14 protein-coding genes, 1 tRNA gene and 1 pseudogene are annotated in these 15,935 nt (G+C 69.1%); 8 read left to right on the top strand and 8 right to left on the bottom strand.

All coding sequences use genetic code 11. The features are described from left to right. Positions 1–61 precede the first annotated feature (61 nt). The 5 genes from IEX37_RS11910 (at position 62) to IEX37_RS11930 (ending at position 3,226) form a co-directional block, all read left to right on the top strand. Positions 62–580: an amino-acid N-acetyltransferase gene (locus IEX37_RS11910; protein ID WP_188756501.1), complete on the top strand. Its 519-nt coding sequence runs from the start codon at positions 62–64 to the stop codon at positions 578–580. A 77-nt stretch (positions 581–657) separates the two neighbouring features. Continuing rightward, the gene (locus IEX37_RS11915; RefSeq protein WP_188756502.1) at positions 658–1,350 is read left to right on the top strand and encodes a hypothetical protein; all 693 of its coding nucleotides are present in this window, start codon (positions 658–660) and stop codon (positions 1,348–1,350) included. A gap of 86 nt (positions 1,351–1,436) precedes the next feature. Next, the gene (locus IEX37_RS11920; protein WP_188756503.1) at positions 1,437–1,736 is read left to right on the top strand and encodes a DUF7882 family protein; all 300 of its coding nucleotides are present in this window, start codon (positions 1,437–1,439) and stop codon (positions 1,734–1,736) included. 128 nt (positions 1,737–1,864) lie between these two features. Further along, positions 1,865–2,746 (top strand): manganese catalase, encoded by an 882-nt coding sequence (locus IEX37_RS11925; protein WP_188756504.1) that lies wholly within the window; start codon positions 1,865–1,867, stop codon positions 2,744–2,746. A 72-nt stretch (positions 2,747–2,818) separates the two neighbouring features. Next, the gene (locus IEX37_RS11930; RefSeq protein ID WP_188756505.1) at positions 2,819–3,226 is read left to right on the top strand and encodes a dehydrogenase; all 408 of its coding nucleotides are present in this window, start codon (positions 2,819–2,821) and stop codon (positions 3,224–3,226) included. A 38-nt stretch (positions 3,227–3,264) separates the two neighbouring features. Here the strand turns inward: IEX37_RS11930 and radA are convergent, their stop codons facing one another. From radA to IEX37_RS11950, 4 genes are all read right to left on the bottom strand, one after another. Further along, positions 3,265–4,623, bottom strand: a complete 1,359-nt coding sequence (gene radA / locus IEX37_RS11935; protein ID WP_188756506.1) for a DNA repair protein RadA — start codon at positions 4,621–4,623, stop codon at positions 3,265–3,267. 50 nt (positions 4,624–4,673) lie between these two features. After that, on the bottom strand, positions 4,674–5,633 hold the full coding sequence (locus IEX37_RS11940; RefSeq protein ID WP_188756507.1) for an L-lactate dehydrogenase: 960 nt from the start codon (positions 5,631–5,633) through the stop codon (positions 4,674–4,676). A gap of 146 nt (positions 5,634–5,779) precedes the next feature. Next, the gene (locus IEX37_RS11945) at positions 5,780–6,841 is read right to left on the bottom strand and encodes an ABC transporter permease (protein ID WP_229663234.1); all 1,062 of its coding nucleotides are present in this window, start codon (positions 6,839–6,841) and stop codon (positions 5,780–5,782) included. Further along, the gene (locus IEX37_RS11950) at positions 6,838–7,695 is read right to left on the bottom strand and encodes an ABC transporter ATP-binding protein (protein ID WP_188756508.1); all 858 of its coding nucleotides are present in this window, start codon (positions 7,693–7,695) and stop codon (positions 6,838–6,840) included. Before IEX37_RS11950 ends, IEX37_RS11945 begins: the two co-directional genes overlap by 4 nt. A 171-nt stretch (positions 7,696–7,866) precedes the next feature. Between IEX37_RS11950 and IEX37_RS11955 the strand changes: the two genes are divergently transcribed. After that, complete coding sequence (locus IEX37_RS11955) at positions 7,867–9,549, top strand: hypothetical protein (protein ID WP_188756509.1); 1,683 nt, start codon at positions 7,867–7,869, stop codon at positions 9,547–9,549. 54 nt (positions 9,550–9,603) lie between these two features. Next, positions 9,604–9,694 (top strand) — tRNA-Ser (locus IEX37_RS11960). A gap of 93 nt (positions 9,695–9,787) precedes the next feature. Here the strand turns inward: IEX37_RS11960 and IEX37_RS11965 are convergent. From IEX37_RS11965 to IEX37_RS11980, 4 genes and pseudogenes are all read right to left on the bottom strand, one after another. Then, positions 9,788–10,977, bottom strand: a protein-coding gene (locus IEX37_RS11965) for an IS3 family transposase (protein WP_373286266.1) whose coding sequence is annotated in 2 segments (ribosomal slippage) — positions 9,788–10,708 and positions 10,711–10,977 — 1,188 coding nt in all. Because the reading frame shifts where the segments join, the coding sequence is not laid out codon by codon here. A gap of 466 nt (positions 10,978–11,443) precedes the next feature. Continuing rightward, positions 11,444–12,205: an SDR family NAD(P)-dependent oxidoreductase gene (locus IEX37_RS11970; protein WP_188756510.1), complete on the bottom strand. Its 762-nt coding sequence runs from the start codon at positions 12,203–12,205 to the stop codon at positions 11,444–11,446. A gap of 255 nt (positions 12,206–12,460) precedes the next feature. Then, positions 12,461–13,492 (bottom strand): zinc-binding dehydrogenase, encoded by a 1,032-nt coding sequence (locus IEX37_RS11975; protein ID WP_188756511.1) that lies wholly within the window; start codon positions 13,490–13,492, stop codon positions 12,461–12,463. A gap of 134 nt (positions 13,493–13,626) precedes the next feature. After that, a pseudogene (locus IEX37_RS11980) lies at positions 13,627–15,036 on the bottom strand (SDR family NAD(P)-dependent oxidoreductase); the annotation flags it as partial. Between the two features lie 173 nt (positions 15,037–15,209). Here IEX37_RS11980 and IEX37_RS11985 point away from each other — a divergent pair. Further along, entirely contained in the window at positions 15,210–15,725 is a 516-nt protein-coding gene (locus IEX37_RS11985) for a MarR family winged helix-turn-helix transcriptional regulator (protein WP_188756512.1), read from the top strand. Positions 15,726–15,935: the final 210 nt, after the last annotated feature.

A 15,935-nucleotide genomic window follows, 5' to 3' on the forward strand; every position in this document is an offset into this window, starting at 1 on the left:
ACGCTAGTGAACGCGACGAACGCTAGTCAACGGGTGGGATGGGACGCCTTAGGCTGAGGGGATGACCGTGGCCAGGGACGAGCAGGCCTTCGTCGTGCGGCCGGCGCGCGCTGCCGACATGCAGCACGTACACCGGATGCTGGACCCGTACGTGCAGCAGCGGATTCTGCTGGGCAAGGACCTCGTCGTGCTGTACGAGTCCACGCAGGAGTTCCTGGTGGCGGAGGTCGACGGCACGATCATCGGCTGCGGTGCCCTCCACGTCATGTGGGAGGACCTCGGCGAAGTGCGCACGCTCCTGGTCGACCCGTCCTGGTTGCGCCGCGGCGTCGGCCGCGCGATCGTCGAGGGGCTGGAGCGCAAGGCCCGCGAGCTGGGGCTCAAGCGCCTGTTCTGCCTCACGTTCGAGGTCGAGTTCTTCACGCGCCGCGGCTTCGCGCCCATCGGGGAGCAGATCGTCGCGCCGGACGTGTACGCACAGCTGGTGCGCAGCCGCGACGAAGGGATCGCGGAGTTCCTCGATCTCGCGCACGTGAAGCCGAACACCCTCGGCAACACGCGCATGCTCAAGCTGCTCTGACCCACGGCGGCACGCGCGGCGACACGCGACGCGCGTGCCGGAGGGGACGCCCAGACAGCCGCGCCTACGCTGGAGGCGTGGGATCCCAGCCGCGTCGTCGACACTCGCCCGCCGTGTACCGGCGGCGCAGGATCGCGGTGCTGCTGATCGCGCTCCTCGTCGTCGCCGGTGTCGTGTGGGCGGTGATCGCGCAGCCCTGGCGCGGCCTGGCCGATCTGCTGCCGCAGTCGGCACCGGAGCCGACCGCGTCCGCACCGGCATCCTCGCCGAGGCCGACCGGTTCGCCCACGCCGACCGAGTCTCCCGCGCCGACGGAGAGCCCCGAGCCCTCCGAGTCGCCGGACGACGGCGAGCCGCCGGCGCCCCAGCCCTGCGACCCGCACGTCATCGAGGTCGTTCCGCTCATCAACGGCGAGCGGTTTCGGACGCGGCCCATCGAGTTCTCGATCCAGCTCACCAATACCGGATCCGTCGACTGCACCATGAACGTCGGCACCTCCGTGCAGCAGTTCGTCGTGACCAGCGGCACCGACACGTGGTGGCGTTCGACCGACTGCCAGCGGGAGCCGAGCGACATGGTCGTCACCCTCGCCGCGGGCCAGACCGTCACGAGCGCGGAGCCGCTCGTGTGGGATCGGACGCGCTCCAGCGTGGACACGTGCGACAGTGAGAACCGGCCGCGGGCGCCGGGCGGAGGCGCGACCTATCACCTCAAGGTGCGCGTCGGCGAGGTCGAGTCCGCGTCCATGACGCGCTTCTTCCTGTACTGAGCGACGCCTGAGCCGCGCGCGCGGCCAGAACGTGCGGGGGTGAGATGGGTGGAAATCCGGGGCGGACGCTCGTACCGTGGGGCTACATGGGCACACTCTTCTACGGGGCCGGCAGCACGCCGATCGAGATCGACGACAGGGCGCTCGCGCACCTGAAGGCCGTGATCGTGGCGAAGCTGCGGCGGGACGAGGCGTTCACGCTGTCGCTGCAGCACGAGGACGGGAGCGGCCGGAGCACGCTGTGGATCAACGCCGCGATCCCCCTGCGGTTCCGTTTCGACGAATCGGAGCGGCCGGAGCTGAATCCGGAATGGCTCGAGGATCTTGCGGAGTCGGCCAGCCTCCTGGGCGGGATCACGCTGGTGCCGGAGCGGCCGGGGCCCTGACCGGCCCGCGGTATTCTCACATGCCGCTCGGCTGCTGACCAGCCCCCTGTGCGCCTTCTCCACCGCGCTTTGACTGGGTCCGTAACGACCACCCAGCACATCGCCTCACGGCGGAGAAGGAGAGACGCATGTTCTTCCACAGGCAGGAGCTCCAGCACACGGTGAAGCCGGATGCGCCCGACGCCGTCTACGCGCGCAAGCTGCAGGAGGTGCTCGGCGGCCAGTACGGCGAGATCACCGTGGCGATGCAATACCAGTTCCAGGCATGGAACATGCACATCCCGGGCAAGTATCGGGACCTGCTCTTCGGCATCGGCGCGGAGGAGATGGGCCACGTCGAGATGCTGGCGATCATGATCGCCCAGCTGCTCGAGAAGGCTCCGCTCGGCGTGACCGAGAAGGCCGTCCAGGACGACCCCGTCGTCGCCGCGATCGTCGGAGGAACCGACGTGCAGCAGGCCATCGTCGCGGGGGCGGGCGCGCGCCCCGTGGACAGCAACGGCAACCCCTGGCAGGGCAGCTACATCACCGCGAGCGGCAATCTGCTGGCCGACTTCACCGCGAACGCGAACGGGGAGATGCAGGGCCGTCTCCAGGTGGCGCGGCTCTACCACATGACGGACGACGCCGGCGTGCGGGACCTCCTGGCGTTCCTGCTGGCACGTGACACGATGCACCAGAACCAGTGGCTCGCGGCGATCCAGCAGCTGAAGGAGGACGGCGTGGAGGATCTGCCCGTGCCCAGCAACTTCCCGCTGAACAAGGAGCACCGCGAGGTCTCCTACCAGTACCTCAACTTCAGCGACGGGAAGGCCGCCGCCGAGGGGGCCTGGGCCAGCGGTCCCACCCCGGACGGCAAGGGCGAGTTCACGTACCACGACGGGCCGACCACCAGCGCGCCGATGCCGCCGCCGACGCACCCCGACTCGCGGTTCTACGGCACGACCGAGCTGCCGAACGTCGTCGAGAAGACGGCGGGAGCGGTGCAGGACGCGATGAACAAGGAGTAGGAATCGCGGGAGGGGCCGGGAGCCGGTGCTCCGGGCCCCTCGCCGCGTACCCCCCCCGCATAGGCTGGGGGAATGGGTTCTCGGAAGCGCTTCTCGAAGGCTGATCCCGCGGCGTTCCGCTCCGAGGCGCTCGCGCAAGCGCTCGAGCGCCAGGACATGGCGGCCGTGGCGTTGGCGCTGCGCAACGGGAACACGGTGGTCCCGCTGCTGAAGCCGGGACCCCGCGACAACCCCCTCGACGGGGGTGAGGTCTGGACGTACCGAGACCCCGGCACGGGCGACGTGGCGCTGCTGCTGTTCAGCGACGCACGCAACAAGCCCGCGAACCTCCCCCCGAGCGTGGGCCTCTACTCGCCCGCGTGGCTGCGGTCGTTCCTCTCCGCGCATCGCGACACGCTCACGACGGTGTTCCTCGACATCGCCGGCCCGCATCCGATGCAGGCGTCGCCCGCCGAACTCCTCGCCGCGCTCGACGCCTGAGGCGCCCGGGCGCGTGAGCGGGCGGCGCCCCGCGACCGTCAGAAGCCCGGGATGTCCTTCAGGTAGTCCGGGATTTCCGGCGCCCGCACGTCCTCCAGTGCCGCGAGGAGCTTGCCCGAACGGTCGTCGACGACCCGTCCGTACCCGAGGCGCGTGGCCTCGGAACGGCGCTGGGCGGCCTGCGTGATCGGCCGGATCTCGCCCGCGAGGCTGAGCTCGCCTACGGCGGCGATCCCACGCGCGACGGCCCAGTGCCGCACGGAGCCGGCGACGGCGATCGCGATCGCCAGGTCGGCCGCGGGCTCGGTGAAGCGCACGCCGCCGACGGTCGAGACGTACACGTCGAGGTCGCTCGTCTTCACGCGTGCCTTGCGCTCCAGCACCGCGAGCACCATCGCGACGCGCGACGCGTCCACGCCGTGGACGACGCGTCGCGGGTTCGGCGCGCTCGTCGGCACCGTGAGCGCCTGCACCTCGACCGGAAGCGCCCGGCGCCCCTCGAGCGCGATCGCGACGCACGTGCCTGGCTCGGGCGTGCCGCGCGAGAGGAACAGGCTGCTGGGGTCGGGGACCTCCATGATGCCGTAGCCGGTCATCTCGAAGCAGCCCACCTCGTCGGTCGGCCCGAAGCGGTTCTTGAGCGCGCGGATGAAGCGCAGCGCGGTCTGCCGATCGCCCTCGAACTGGCATACGACGTCCACGAGGTGCTCCAGCATGCGCGGCCCCGCCACCTGGCCGTCCTTCGTCACGTGACCGACCAAGATGATGGGCAGACCCCGCTCCTTCGCCACGCGGATCAACGATGAGGCGACCTCCCGGACCTGCCCGGGCATGCCGGCGGCCCCGTCGGAGAGCGAGGACGAGACGGTCTGCACCGAATCGACGATCACGAGCTGCGGCGCGACCGCGTCGATCTGACCGAGCACGGCCGCGAGGTCGGTCTCGCTGGCCAGGAACAGCTCGTCGTGCAGCGCACCCGTGCGCTCCGCGCGGATGCGCACCTGAGCCGGCGACTCCTCGGCGCTGATGTAGAGCACGCGGCGGCCCTCCAGCGCCGAGCGCGCCGCCACCTCGAGCAGCAGGGTCGACTTGCCGACGCCGGGTTCGCCCGACAGGAGGATTGCGGCGCCCGGGACGATCCCGCCGCCCAGCACCCGGTCGAACTCGTCGACGCCAGACGCGCGCCGGGGAGCCTCGGCCGGGTCGATCTGGGTGATCGGCCGCGCGGCCGCGGTCGGGATCAGCGGTTCGACCCGGCGGGTGATGCCGGTCTGCTCCGACGCCTCCGCAACGGTTCCCCACTGCTGGCACTCGCCGCAGCGGCCCACCCATTTGGCGGCGGTCCAGCCGCACTCGGTGCAGCGGTAGGCGGCGGGGGCGGTGCGCTTGGTGGCCATGGGATCAGCGTAGGCGGGGCCGCCGACATCGCCGGTCGGCGATGCACAGGTCAGGCCGCGTCGCGCACGCGGTCCGCGGTCTCCCTGATGGCTTCGGCCGACGCGTGCAGCAGCGCGTGCTCCTCGTCCGAGAAGCGGGTCTCCCGGATGGGGAAGGCGCCCGACGATCCGACGATGGACGGCACCGACAGGGCCACCTCCGGCAGCCCGCGGAAGTCGGACAGCACGGTCGAGACGGGAAGCACGGCCCGCTCATCGCGCAGCACCGCCTCGACGATGCGCGTCGCCGAGAGCCCGATCGCGTAGTTCGTCGCGCCCTTTCCCGCGATGATCCGGTACGCCGCCGTGCGGACGTCCTGCGCGATCTCGTCGAGCTCATCCGGAGTGAACGGGTCGCGGTCGAGCGGATCCCATTCGAGCAGCGGCACGGGGCCGATCGTCGCCGACGACCACAGCGGGAACTCCGTGTCGCCGTGCTCGCCGACGATGTGCGCGTGGACGGAGGACGCCGCCACCCCGGCGCGCTCGGCGAGGCGCCACCGCAGGCGGGAGGTGTCGAGCACGGTGCCGGAGGCGAAGAGGCGCTCGGCGGGCAGTCCGGTCTGCTGCTGCGCGAGGAGGGTGAGCACGTCGCACGGGTTCGTGACGATGACGAAGACGGCGCCCGGCGACGCCTCCACGAGCCGGGGCATCATCGTGCGGAAGATGCGCGCGTTCGTGTCGATCAGCTCGAGACGCGTCTGCCCGGGCCGCTGGGGGGCGCCGGCGGTCACGACCACGACGTGCGAGTCCGCGGTCGCGTCGACGTCCGCGGATCCCGTCACGGTGCTGGAGCCGGTGAACAGGGAGCCGTGCGCGAGATCCAGCGCCTCCGCCTCGACGCGCGCGGCGTCGATGTCGTGGAGCACGACGTGCCGCGCGGCGCCCCGGATGAGCGACGCGTACGCGGTCGCGGCGCCGACCGCGCCCGCACCCACGATCGTGAGCTTCGCGTTCTCGATGACCGCCATCGCGCTGGTCCCTTCGCTGGCACTGCGTCCCCGTCGGCCCGGGCGCGTCGCGCCGGGAAGACAGATCGACGCGGCCAGTCTGTCAGCGCGGTCGCGTCAGCGGGAGGGGGTGGGGCGTTCCCGTCGTGCCCGTCGCCCCCGCGGGGCTACGCGACGCGGGTGCCCTGCGGCAGCCGTCCTGCGGGCGTCCGGTTCCGGGACCACGCCCATGCCAGGGCGCCCGCGGCGAGGAGCACGTGGCTGCCGAGCCCGACGAACCAGCTCGGGGTCGTCGACGCGATGACCTCTTCGCCGGTCGCCCACGAGGGCCCCGACGACGGTACGAAGCCCTGGGGTGTGGGTACGCACCCGTCGTCCACGGGGTTCAGGTCGGGGGTGCGCTGGGCGTGGCGGGCACCGAGCTTGATCTGCCCGAACAGGTCGACCGGGTTGCCGTGACGGTCGAAGGTGGTGGGCGTGGCGTCCGCGAGGATGACGTAGGGATTCGCCGCCAGGAACCCCCACACCAGGTCGAACCGGGGCGTCTCATAGGTGTAGGTCTGCCACTCCGAGCACTCGTACTCCTGGCCGGCGACGCCGTACTCGATGTAGCGGCTCGTGCTCACGACCTCGCTGCGGACGGCCGCGCCGCCGAGCCCGAACGCGATGAGCGTCCCGATGCTGAGGGCCGCGACCGTCAGGTAGGTCACGGCGACCGAGAACAGCGGTCGCGCGAGCACGCCCGACAGGCCCACGCCGATGGCGGCGACCACGCCGACCTCGGCCATGAGCACGAGCAGAGACACCGCCACCACGCCCGGATCGCTGTTGCCCGCCACGGTCGCGATCAGGATGAACGGCACGGCCGCCGCGAGGAACGCCAGGCCCGTGACCCACGCCGCGAGGAACTTGCCGAGCACGATCTGCCCGGTCGTCGCGAGCGTCACCTGCACGGGAGCGAGGGTCGCGGCGTCCCGGTCGCCGTTGATCGCGTTGCCGCTGAGCGCAGGGGAGACGAGTGTGGCCAGCAGGAGCACGAAGAAGATCACGATCGAGTAGACGAACCCGCCGACGGCCTCCCAGGTGCCCGACACCAGGAAAGCCAGGACCGTGACGATCAGCAGCAGCAGGGCGAACACGCCGAGCAGGACGTACCACGCCACGCTCCGCACGCGCTGGCGCAGCTCGAGCGCGACGATCGTGCCGAGGCCGGTCAGATAGGTGTTCACGACGCGCGGCCCTCCGGTGTGCCCAGACCCAGGAACGTCTGCTCGAGTCGCCCGGCGACCGGGGCGAACTCGGTGATGCGCAGCTCAGCCGCGACGAGCGCAGCGAGACCGGCGGCGGCCGCTTCGTCGGACGCGAACGGCACGATGAGGTCGCCGCGGTCGCGGCGCAAGGCCGAGACGTCCACACCGACGCCGACGAGCGCCGTGACCAGCTCCGGAGAGGCGGCCGGCTCGGCCTGCGCGGCGAGGAAGCGGATGCGCCAGTCGCGCGTCCCCGCGCCTGCCCGCGCCACGTGCTCCTCAGGCACCGTCGCACCGCGCAGCATGAAGACGGCGCCGTCGGCGATCTCCTCGAGTTCGGACAGCACGTGGCTGGAGACGAGCACCGTGCGTCCGTCGGCGGCCAGGCCGCGCAGCAGCGTGCGCAGCTCGATGCGCGCCTCGGGGTCCAGCCCCGAGGCCGGCTCGTCGAGTAGCAGCACGGCCGGGTCGTGCACGAGCGCCCGGGCGAGCCCCAGCCGCTGCTTCTGCCCGCGGGACAGGACCCGGGCCGGGCGATCCGCCAGCGCGTTCAGGCCCACGACGCCGAGCAGCTCGGCGGCCCTCGCCGCGGCCTGCTCGCGCGTCATCCGGTACAGCTGTCCCGTGACGGTGAGCGTCTCGCGCGCGGTGAGCGACGGCCACGCGCCGAGGGCATCGGGCATCCACCCCATCCGGGCGCGCACGGCCGCGGGTGCCGCCACCGGATCGGCGCCCGCGATCTCGATCGATCCCGCGTCGGGGCGCAGCAGCGACGCGAGCATGAGCAGGAGCGTCGTCTTGCCGGACCCGTTGGGCCCGACGAGCGCCGTCACCTAGCCCGCGGGTGCCTCGAACGTCGCGTCGGTGACCGCGTGCACGTCGCCGAACGAGCGCCGGAGGCCACGGGCGACGATGCCGAGGTTGTCCGTCACGCCCCTGAGCCTAGGGCAGACCTTCCCTCGGGCCAGGTCCGGCTCGCGCGCATGCGCGGCTACGCTCGGTGCATGGCCCGCCGTGACCTCGACCTCATCCGCACCGTCGACGAGGCGCTCCGCGGCGACGCGTTCGACCTCCTCGTGTACGCCAGCCGCGTGCTCGAGATGCTGCGACGCCCGCTCGATCCCAACGGCGAGCCCATCGAGGGCATGCCGACGCTTGCCGAGATGGTCGAGAGTACGCTCGCCGACGCCGTACGGCAGAGCGACGCGCTGCTGCTGGCGATGGCGGTGCTGCTGGATGGGGGCGGTACGGCCGACGACGCCGTCGCCGAGCGCATCCGCTCCTCGGCGGGCGACCGCTGGCGCACCCTTCCCGGCTGGCTGTCGGGATCGGCCTCCCGGCAGCCGGGCGCGGAGATCGCCGGCGTGATCGCGTTCGAGCACGTCCTCGGCGCCGACGCGACGATCCTCATCGGTGCGGTCCTGCCCGACGGCACGCCGATCACCGCGACCGTGTTCATCGACCGGGACGGCGGTGGCACCATCGGCGACGCCTTCGTCACGCCCGAGACCCTCGACGCCGCGCTCGCCGCGGGCGCCCGCGGGGTCGACGCCGAGGAGTTCCCGCGTGTCGAGATCGCGCCGGCGGATGCCCGCGAGCGGGTCGCCCGGGCGATGGTGACGGACCTCGCGCTCGAACCGGCGCTGGTCACGGACTCGTGGCCCGCGTGCCGGCCCCTGCTCGCGTGGCTGCTGCGGTCGCTCCCCGACGGCGGAGGGGACTTCCCGCGGCCGCCGGCCGAGTCCTCCACCGACGACGCGCTGATCGCCGCCGTGCGGGAGACGGTGCCCGACGGAGAGCAGCACGCCCGGCTGCTCATCGCGCTGAACCGCGAGCACAGCGGCGCGGGAGACGCGCGACTGTGGAGCGACACGTTCGTCGAGTCGCTGCTGCTCGACCTGCTGCCGTTCGAGGACGACGCCGAGGCCGATCCGGAGGGCGTGCTCGCGGCACTCCGGGCGCTGATCGTGGCGGGGCACGTGCGCGCCGAGGTGCCGGAGCGGCTCACGCTGCGGACGCTGGAGGCGGTGGACGAGCTCGCAGATTCGTTCCTGGAGCTGCTGGCGATCGACGAGGATCCGTACGGCGACGGCTTCTTCGACGACCTTGGCGACGGTGCGCCCGACGGCGGTGCGTCCGAGGGCGACGCGGCCCGCCGCGAGCTCGCGCTGCTGGCGCTGCGCGTGGGAGGGCACCGACACCTCGACGCGCTGGACACGGTTCCGATGACGCGGGTGGTGCGGGATCATCGCGCGCTCGACGAGCGCGCCCGCACGGGGCTCGCGACGGTGCGTGGCCTGATCGAGCGGGCGTGCGGCACGCTGTTCGAGGACCCTGAGCTCGCAACCGCCGCGACGAGCGTCGCCGACCTCCTGGTCGACGCAGACCCGCGGATCTTCGCCAAGGGCAAGCCGGAGCTGGCCGCCGCGGCGGTCATCTGGATCGCTGCGACAGTCAACGACGCGCTCGCGCCGGCCGGCGACGTCCCCGTCTCCGCCGTGATGTCGGCGCTCGGCCTGCGCGGCAGCACGCCCGCGGCACGCGCCGTCGGCTACCTCGCGGTGCTCGACGTGGACGAGCCTGACCTCTGGTCCGGACTGCCCTCGCTCGGCGACCCGTCGCTCCTCACCGCCGGCACCCGCCGCGAGCTGATCCGCCGCCGGGACGAGGCCCGCGCCCGGCTCTGATGCCGCTTCGTCCCTGATTCGCGTCTCGCGTGAACCTCACGTAAACTGGTCGGCGGTGACGTGTCCGAGCGGCCGAAGGTGCAACTCTCGAAAAGTTGTGTAGGGTAACCCCCTACCGTGGGTTCAAATCCCACCGTCACCGCCACTGTCCTGAGTCGCGACATCGTTTACGAACGTGTCGCGACTCAGGGCTTTTTTGTGGGTTCGGGTCTGCTGAACGAACTGGTGACAGTTTCGGTTAGGCCGCGAGGGCCAGGTTCTGGTTAATGATGGTCTCGAACTCGATCGGCGTCAAACGGCCCAGGCGGGTCTGTCGGCGGCGCCGGTGGTAGGTCCGCTCGATCCAGGTCACGATTGCGATGCGCAGCTGTTCTCGGGTGGCCCAGGACCGGCGGTCGAGGACGTTCTTCTGCAGCAGGCTGAAGAACGATTCCATGGCCGCGTTGTCGCCCGCAGCTCCCACCCTGCCCATCGAACCGACGAGTCCGTGACGGGTGAGCGCGCGGGCGAAGCGCCGACTTCGAAATTGCGATCCGCGGTCCGAATGCACGATGCAGCTGGCGACTTGCCCGCGCATCGCGACGGCGTTCTCGACCGCACGGACGGCGAGTTGGGACTTCATGCGGTCGCTGATCGAATAGCCGACGATCGGGTTGCTGAAGACGTCTTTGACGGCGCAGAGGTAGAGCTTGCCCTGGCGGGTCCGGTGCTCGGTGATGTCCGTCAGCCACAGCTCGTTCGGCGCGGTCGCGGTGAAGTCGCGCTGCACGCGGTCGTCGAACACGGGCGGGCCGGCCTTCTTGCCGTTCTTGCCGCGCTTCTTCCCGAACACCGACCACACGCTGTTGCGGGAGCTGTGTTTCCAGACCGTCCGATCCGACACCTCCCACCCGTTGTCGCGGACGGTGTCGGCGATAAGGCGATACCCGAACTCTGGATCGTCGGCATGCGCGTTGATGATCGCGTCGACCAGATGCGCCTGCGCCCAGTCCCGGTCGGTCACGGGGTCGGCCAGCCACCGGTAGTACGGCTGGCGGGCGATCTTCAGCACCCGGCACGTCACCGCGACCGGCACCCGGACGAGCGCCGACTTCGCGGCCAGCTCGCGGACGAGCGGGTACATCATTTTGAGGAGCCACCGAGGCGCAGGTTCGCCTGCGACAGATACGCCGCCGCCTTCCGCAGCACCTCGTTCTCCTGCTCGAGCAACCGGTTCCGCTTGCGCAGCTCACGGAGCTCATCGGCCTCGGTCTTCGTCACGCCGGGCTTGACCCCGGCTTCGACGTCGTCCTGGCGCATCCAGTTCTGCAGGCAGGTCTCGCTGATCCCGAAGTCCGCCGCGATCTTACGCAACGGCACCCCGGCATCCCGACCACGAGCAACGCGGACCACGTCCTCACGGAACTCGCGCGGATAGGGCTTGGGCATGATGACATCCTCCCAGCGGCGCCTCCCGGCACCACAGATCAGGTGTCACCTATCCGTTCAGCAGACCCGTCTTTAGGAATCCGGTGCTGCGGTCGATGACATCGTTGGCTTGCTCGGCCGTCAACGCGCTGTGGGGATAGCCGTCGTTGACCGTCCTTTCGTGATGACCGCATCGTGCGCTTCGGTCCTTCAAATGCGCTGAGCGCCCGACAATTCGGTTACCCCGAAGGCCTCCAGTCGAGCCTTCGTCGCACTCATCGGCGGCAGCGACTCCGGCGGTCTCGGTTGCAGGCCAGTGAGACGCCCACCGGAGCGCAAGGAGACGCCGTCCTGGGAGAGCTTCGTGCCTCCTTCGACCCGGTGGACGCTGGTGGACCATTCGGTTCGTCGAGCACGACCTGTACTTCAGTAAACGTGCGGCTCGGCTGGCGGTGCTGCCGCCAGCCGAGCCGCAGAACGGGCCGCATCAAGCGATGAGGAAGCCTCCGCCGTCGACGCCGATGAGCTGCCCGTTGACGTACCCGGCTCCCTCGCTCGCGAGGAAGACCAGGACAGGCGTGAGGTCCTCGTACGGGGTGCCGAACCGCCCTGTGGGGTTGTTCGCGGCCATGGACTCCGCGGCGGCCCGACCCTGTTCGCTCAGGTCGTACGCTGGAGTGCGAACAACAGGCATGAAGGTGTTGGCGACGATGCCGTACTTCGCCCACTCCTGCGATGCGTTGCGCGTCAGGGCCATGATGGCTCCCTTCGCCATCTCATAGGGGGCGAAGCCCGGTGCCCCCATCACTGCGGAGTGGGACGCGGTGTTGATGATGCGACCGTAGCCGCGCTCCTTCATGTGCGGGAGGCACTTCTGCATGAACAGCATGCTCTGGAGCGGACCCGTGACGAAGTTCGTGGTGGCCTGATCGATGGTCGTCTCGTCCAGATACGCCATGTCTCCCATGGCGCCCTGGGCGATGTTGGCCATGATGTCGATCTGACCGTAGTTCTCGACGGCAGTCTGCACGACCTTGTCGATATCGACCTCCTTCGCCACGTCGCAGGTCACGGCCACGGCGGTTCCGCCGGCCTCCGTGATCGTCTCGGCGACCGCTTCGACGCGATCGCCGACGATGTCCGCCAGAACCAGCCGGGCTCCCTCCTCTGAATAACGACGCGCGACAGCAGAACCGATCCCTCCGGCTGCGCCCGTGATGATGGCCACGCGTCCCTCGAGTTGAGTCATTGCTTTCTCCTTGTGTTGTATGCGGTCGGATTGGGGTGCGAGGTCGCGCGGCTCAGAGGTTCCGCGGCGACCGGGCTCGTTGTGAGGGCAGAGCCTTCGAGTCCGCGGGGATCTGCGCAGTTGGGCTCGCTGACGAGCCCGCCTATCGGGTCTGTCTCGGATACGTAGGCCATTGGCGTATTGCAATGCGGTTCTGCCAGCACCCAACTGGCGTCGTGCGCCTGCTGTTGTTTGTTCCTCGTCATCTCAGCGACCTCACCGTGCGGGGTCGACCAGCGTGCGGATTGGAGAGGAGGGAGCGTTGATCGATGGAATCGCGGCCGCGACCTCCTCGAGCCCAATCGTGCGCCCAACCCACGACCGCACGTCGATGCTGCCATCTGCGATTGAGGCGAGCGCGAGGGCCATGTCCTGGAGTTCCTCACCGCTGGCGAAGTAGATAGTGAGCCGGCGGTCCTGCGCCGGCGGAACGAGAAGTTCTTCCGGCTCGAGGCTGTAGCCGCCCATCACTATGCGGGCACCGACACCGAGGCCCGGGATGATCTGGTTCAGCATCCCCCGCCGGCCCACGCACTCGTAGACGAGATCGACCTGCTTGCCATCGAACGCTTTCTGCGGGCCGTAGGGCGAGGTCTCACGAGGGTCGACGCCGAAGGTGGCGCCCATCTGCACTGCGAGGTCGCGACGGCCGGCGTCGAGATCGGCCGCGATGATGCGCTCAACGCCAGCCTTCTTCAATCCGGCAATGACACCCAGCCCGATCGCCCCGGCTCCGATGACCAACACCGTGTCGTCGACCGTTGGGTGACCTGCGCGAGCGTGCTCAAGACCTACGGCCAGCGGTTCAACCAACGTAGCGAGGTCGTCGGACACTTCATCGGGTACGGCGAGCATCAGAGGCTCGAACAGCAGCATGTACTCGGCAAATCCCCCGGGGTAGCTGCTGTCATAGCCGACGATTGACAGTTGGTCATCGACGACCATGCCAGGAATGGCAGTTACCCGCGTGCCCACCGGGTGCTGCTGCTGGGTCTGCGGACCGTACTCGACGATTTCGGCGACGAATTCGTGTCCCATCGCGATGGGCTTCGTCAAGTCGATGTTCGCGTACGGGCCGCCGAACCGCTTGGAATTCTCGATCATCACATCGGCGGATGTCACGAAATGAGTATCGGAGGCGCAGATCGCACATCGGCGGGTCTTCACCAGCACCTGCATCGGTCCCGGGACGGGAATGGGAAGCTCATCGACGGTGATGGAGCCGTTGAGCAATGTTGCTGCACGCATGGAAGTCCTTTCTACAAAATTCTAGATCGAGGAAGAAGGTTGAGATTCTGTCCGTAGTGAGCGTTTGTCAGCGCTGGACGGACTCGGTGTGGAGGCTAGAGAACGTCGGTCCAGCAGACCGCCCACTCCCTCGCTCAGGCGCCCCACAACGCGCCGGGCCGGTCGGCTCTCGACGGATCCATAGAGTCCATATCCGCTACGTATCGACTGGGCGAGCGTCCGATTGGAACGGGTTCAACGACCGTCAAGTCGACCGGGTCGCGAAGTCGATCCGCCCTGACGTGCAGCCTCCATACAAGCGATGAGCTGAAGGGCGGGCGCAGGATGCTGCTTAGCACCTCGCGGCACGGCGATCGATCTACGTGAATCGCGGGCTGACGTAGTCCACCACGGCTTGAGTTCTCCGCCGCCTGCTCGAAGCTGTGCGAAGTGTGGACCCCAAGATGTTCATGGTCTCCCGGCCCCGGCCCAAACCATGCCGGGTTCCGCGGCGACATTGCCGTAGCCCGTGAACACCATCGGCTTGTGTCCGAATTCCACAAAGAAGTGATCGAGTATATCTTCAGTGGCGCGATGAAGCCGTAGTTGTGATCGCTCGAAAGGACGGGGTACCCGCTCGCGGCATCCAGCCGTCGACCAACTTGACCTTTGACAGCAGTGCCGTAGCTGCGCCAGACCGACGGGTAGCCGGGCGCCGTCGGTGTGTCGCGATCGAACTCGGGCTCGTCGCGTAGGTCGAGGGGGTCGACCCCGAGGTCGCGGCGGAAGCGCAGGCGTCCGAGCGCCCAACCCGCGGGAAGATCCGGAAACCTCCCCTGGTGCACGGTGGCCACGACCAGTTCGACGCGTACCACTGACTTCCGCTCATCGATCTGTGCCATCTGTCGCAACTGCAGGAAGGCACCGTCGACCTCATAGGTGCTGCCAGTGACGCAACTTGCTTCATCAGACAGCAGGAACGCGACGATGCTGGCGACCTCGGACGGTTCGGCCATTCGATGCAACGGGATGTGAGCGGCCCACTGATCCTGCAACTCCTGCGGAAAGCTCGCCATCGCTGGCTTCCGGGTGGTGCCCGGCGCGACCGCGTTGACGCGGATTCCGAGTCCTGAATATGCGAGACCTGCGTTCCGAGTCAGTCCGACGACGGCATGCTTGGAAGCGACGTACGCGTCGAGGTTCAGCGACACCTTCTGTCCGGCCCCCGAAGGGGTGTTGACGATTGCGCCCGATCCCGCACTCACCACGTGCCCGAGCTCGCCGCGAAGGCGGAAGAAGGTGCCACGCCGGTCGGTTCCGGTCACGCGATCCCACTCAGCAGTGGCAAGCTCGTGCAACGGAGTCGGCGGATAACCGATACCCGCGTTGTTTTGGGCCAGGTCCAGTGCCCCATACGTCTCCAGAGCGAACGCGACCATGGCATCGACCTCGCGCTCGTCGGAGGTGTCCACGTGGACGAAAGCGGCAGTACCGTCGGCCTCCTCGATCTCGGTGACGACCCTGTGACCGCCGTCATCGACGACATCGGCGACGACCACCCGCGGGCCGCGAGCAGCTTCGCCGTCGCCTCACCGATACCGGAACCCGCTCCGGTCACCACTGCCACCTTGCTGGTGATCGTCATCGACCGCTCCCAACTAGTGTCGCTCCGACAGCAATGATCGTACTCGTTTAGTGGCGCTCCGAGAGCAGGTGACCATACCTGTACGCTGGCTTCGTGACTGTCGGACCTGGGCCACGAAGGAACCAACGGCAAGAACTCCCGACCGAGCTGCCCTACCACGTCGACGCACTGACGGCAGTCAGTGCACTGGTCTACATCTGGACGCTGCCAGCGTTCCAGCACGCACTCGGGGAGCAGGTCGAGGCCAACCCCGATGTGCCCGTGCAGTTGCTGGTCCGGCACCTCGAGATGTTCGGTCCTCAGTCGCCCACCGCGCTGGCACGCGACCTCGGAATGACGCGCTCGAACGTCAGCAAGATCGTCGGCCGGGCAGAAGCACGAGCGCTTCTGGTGCGAGTCGTCGACCACGAGGACGCCCGGTCGATACAGATCCGACTTGTTGAAGCGGGACGGGACCTCGCCCGCCGAACCCTCGCAATCGGTGACGCGATGATGCGGCAACTCACCAAGGAGTGGGCGGCCCAGGAACTGCAAGCCTGGACCGACCTTTCCCACCGACTATCACGGGAAGCAGCCCGATATGCCGAACGCATCATTGGTGGGCACTGATCCTGCCTCCGACACCCGGCCGCTGTCGTCCTCGAGTCATCAGGGCGACCCCATCGGCGTCGCCCTCGGCGAGAAGACCGTACTAGCGGACAAGCAAGTACTTCGCATTAACGCACTTCGCGGCCAGCTACTCGGCGCAGATGCTCGCCAACCTCTGCGCCAGCCGCGCCGCCGTCTACCGCGCACTCGCCCTTCTCGACGCTTGGCGTG

It is taken from the genome of Microbacterium album, assembly GCF_014643695.1.
GTDB lineage: Bacteria > Actinomycetota > Actinomycetes > Actinomycetales > Microbacteriaceae > Microbacterium > Microbacterium album.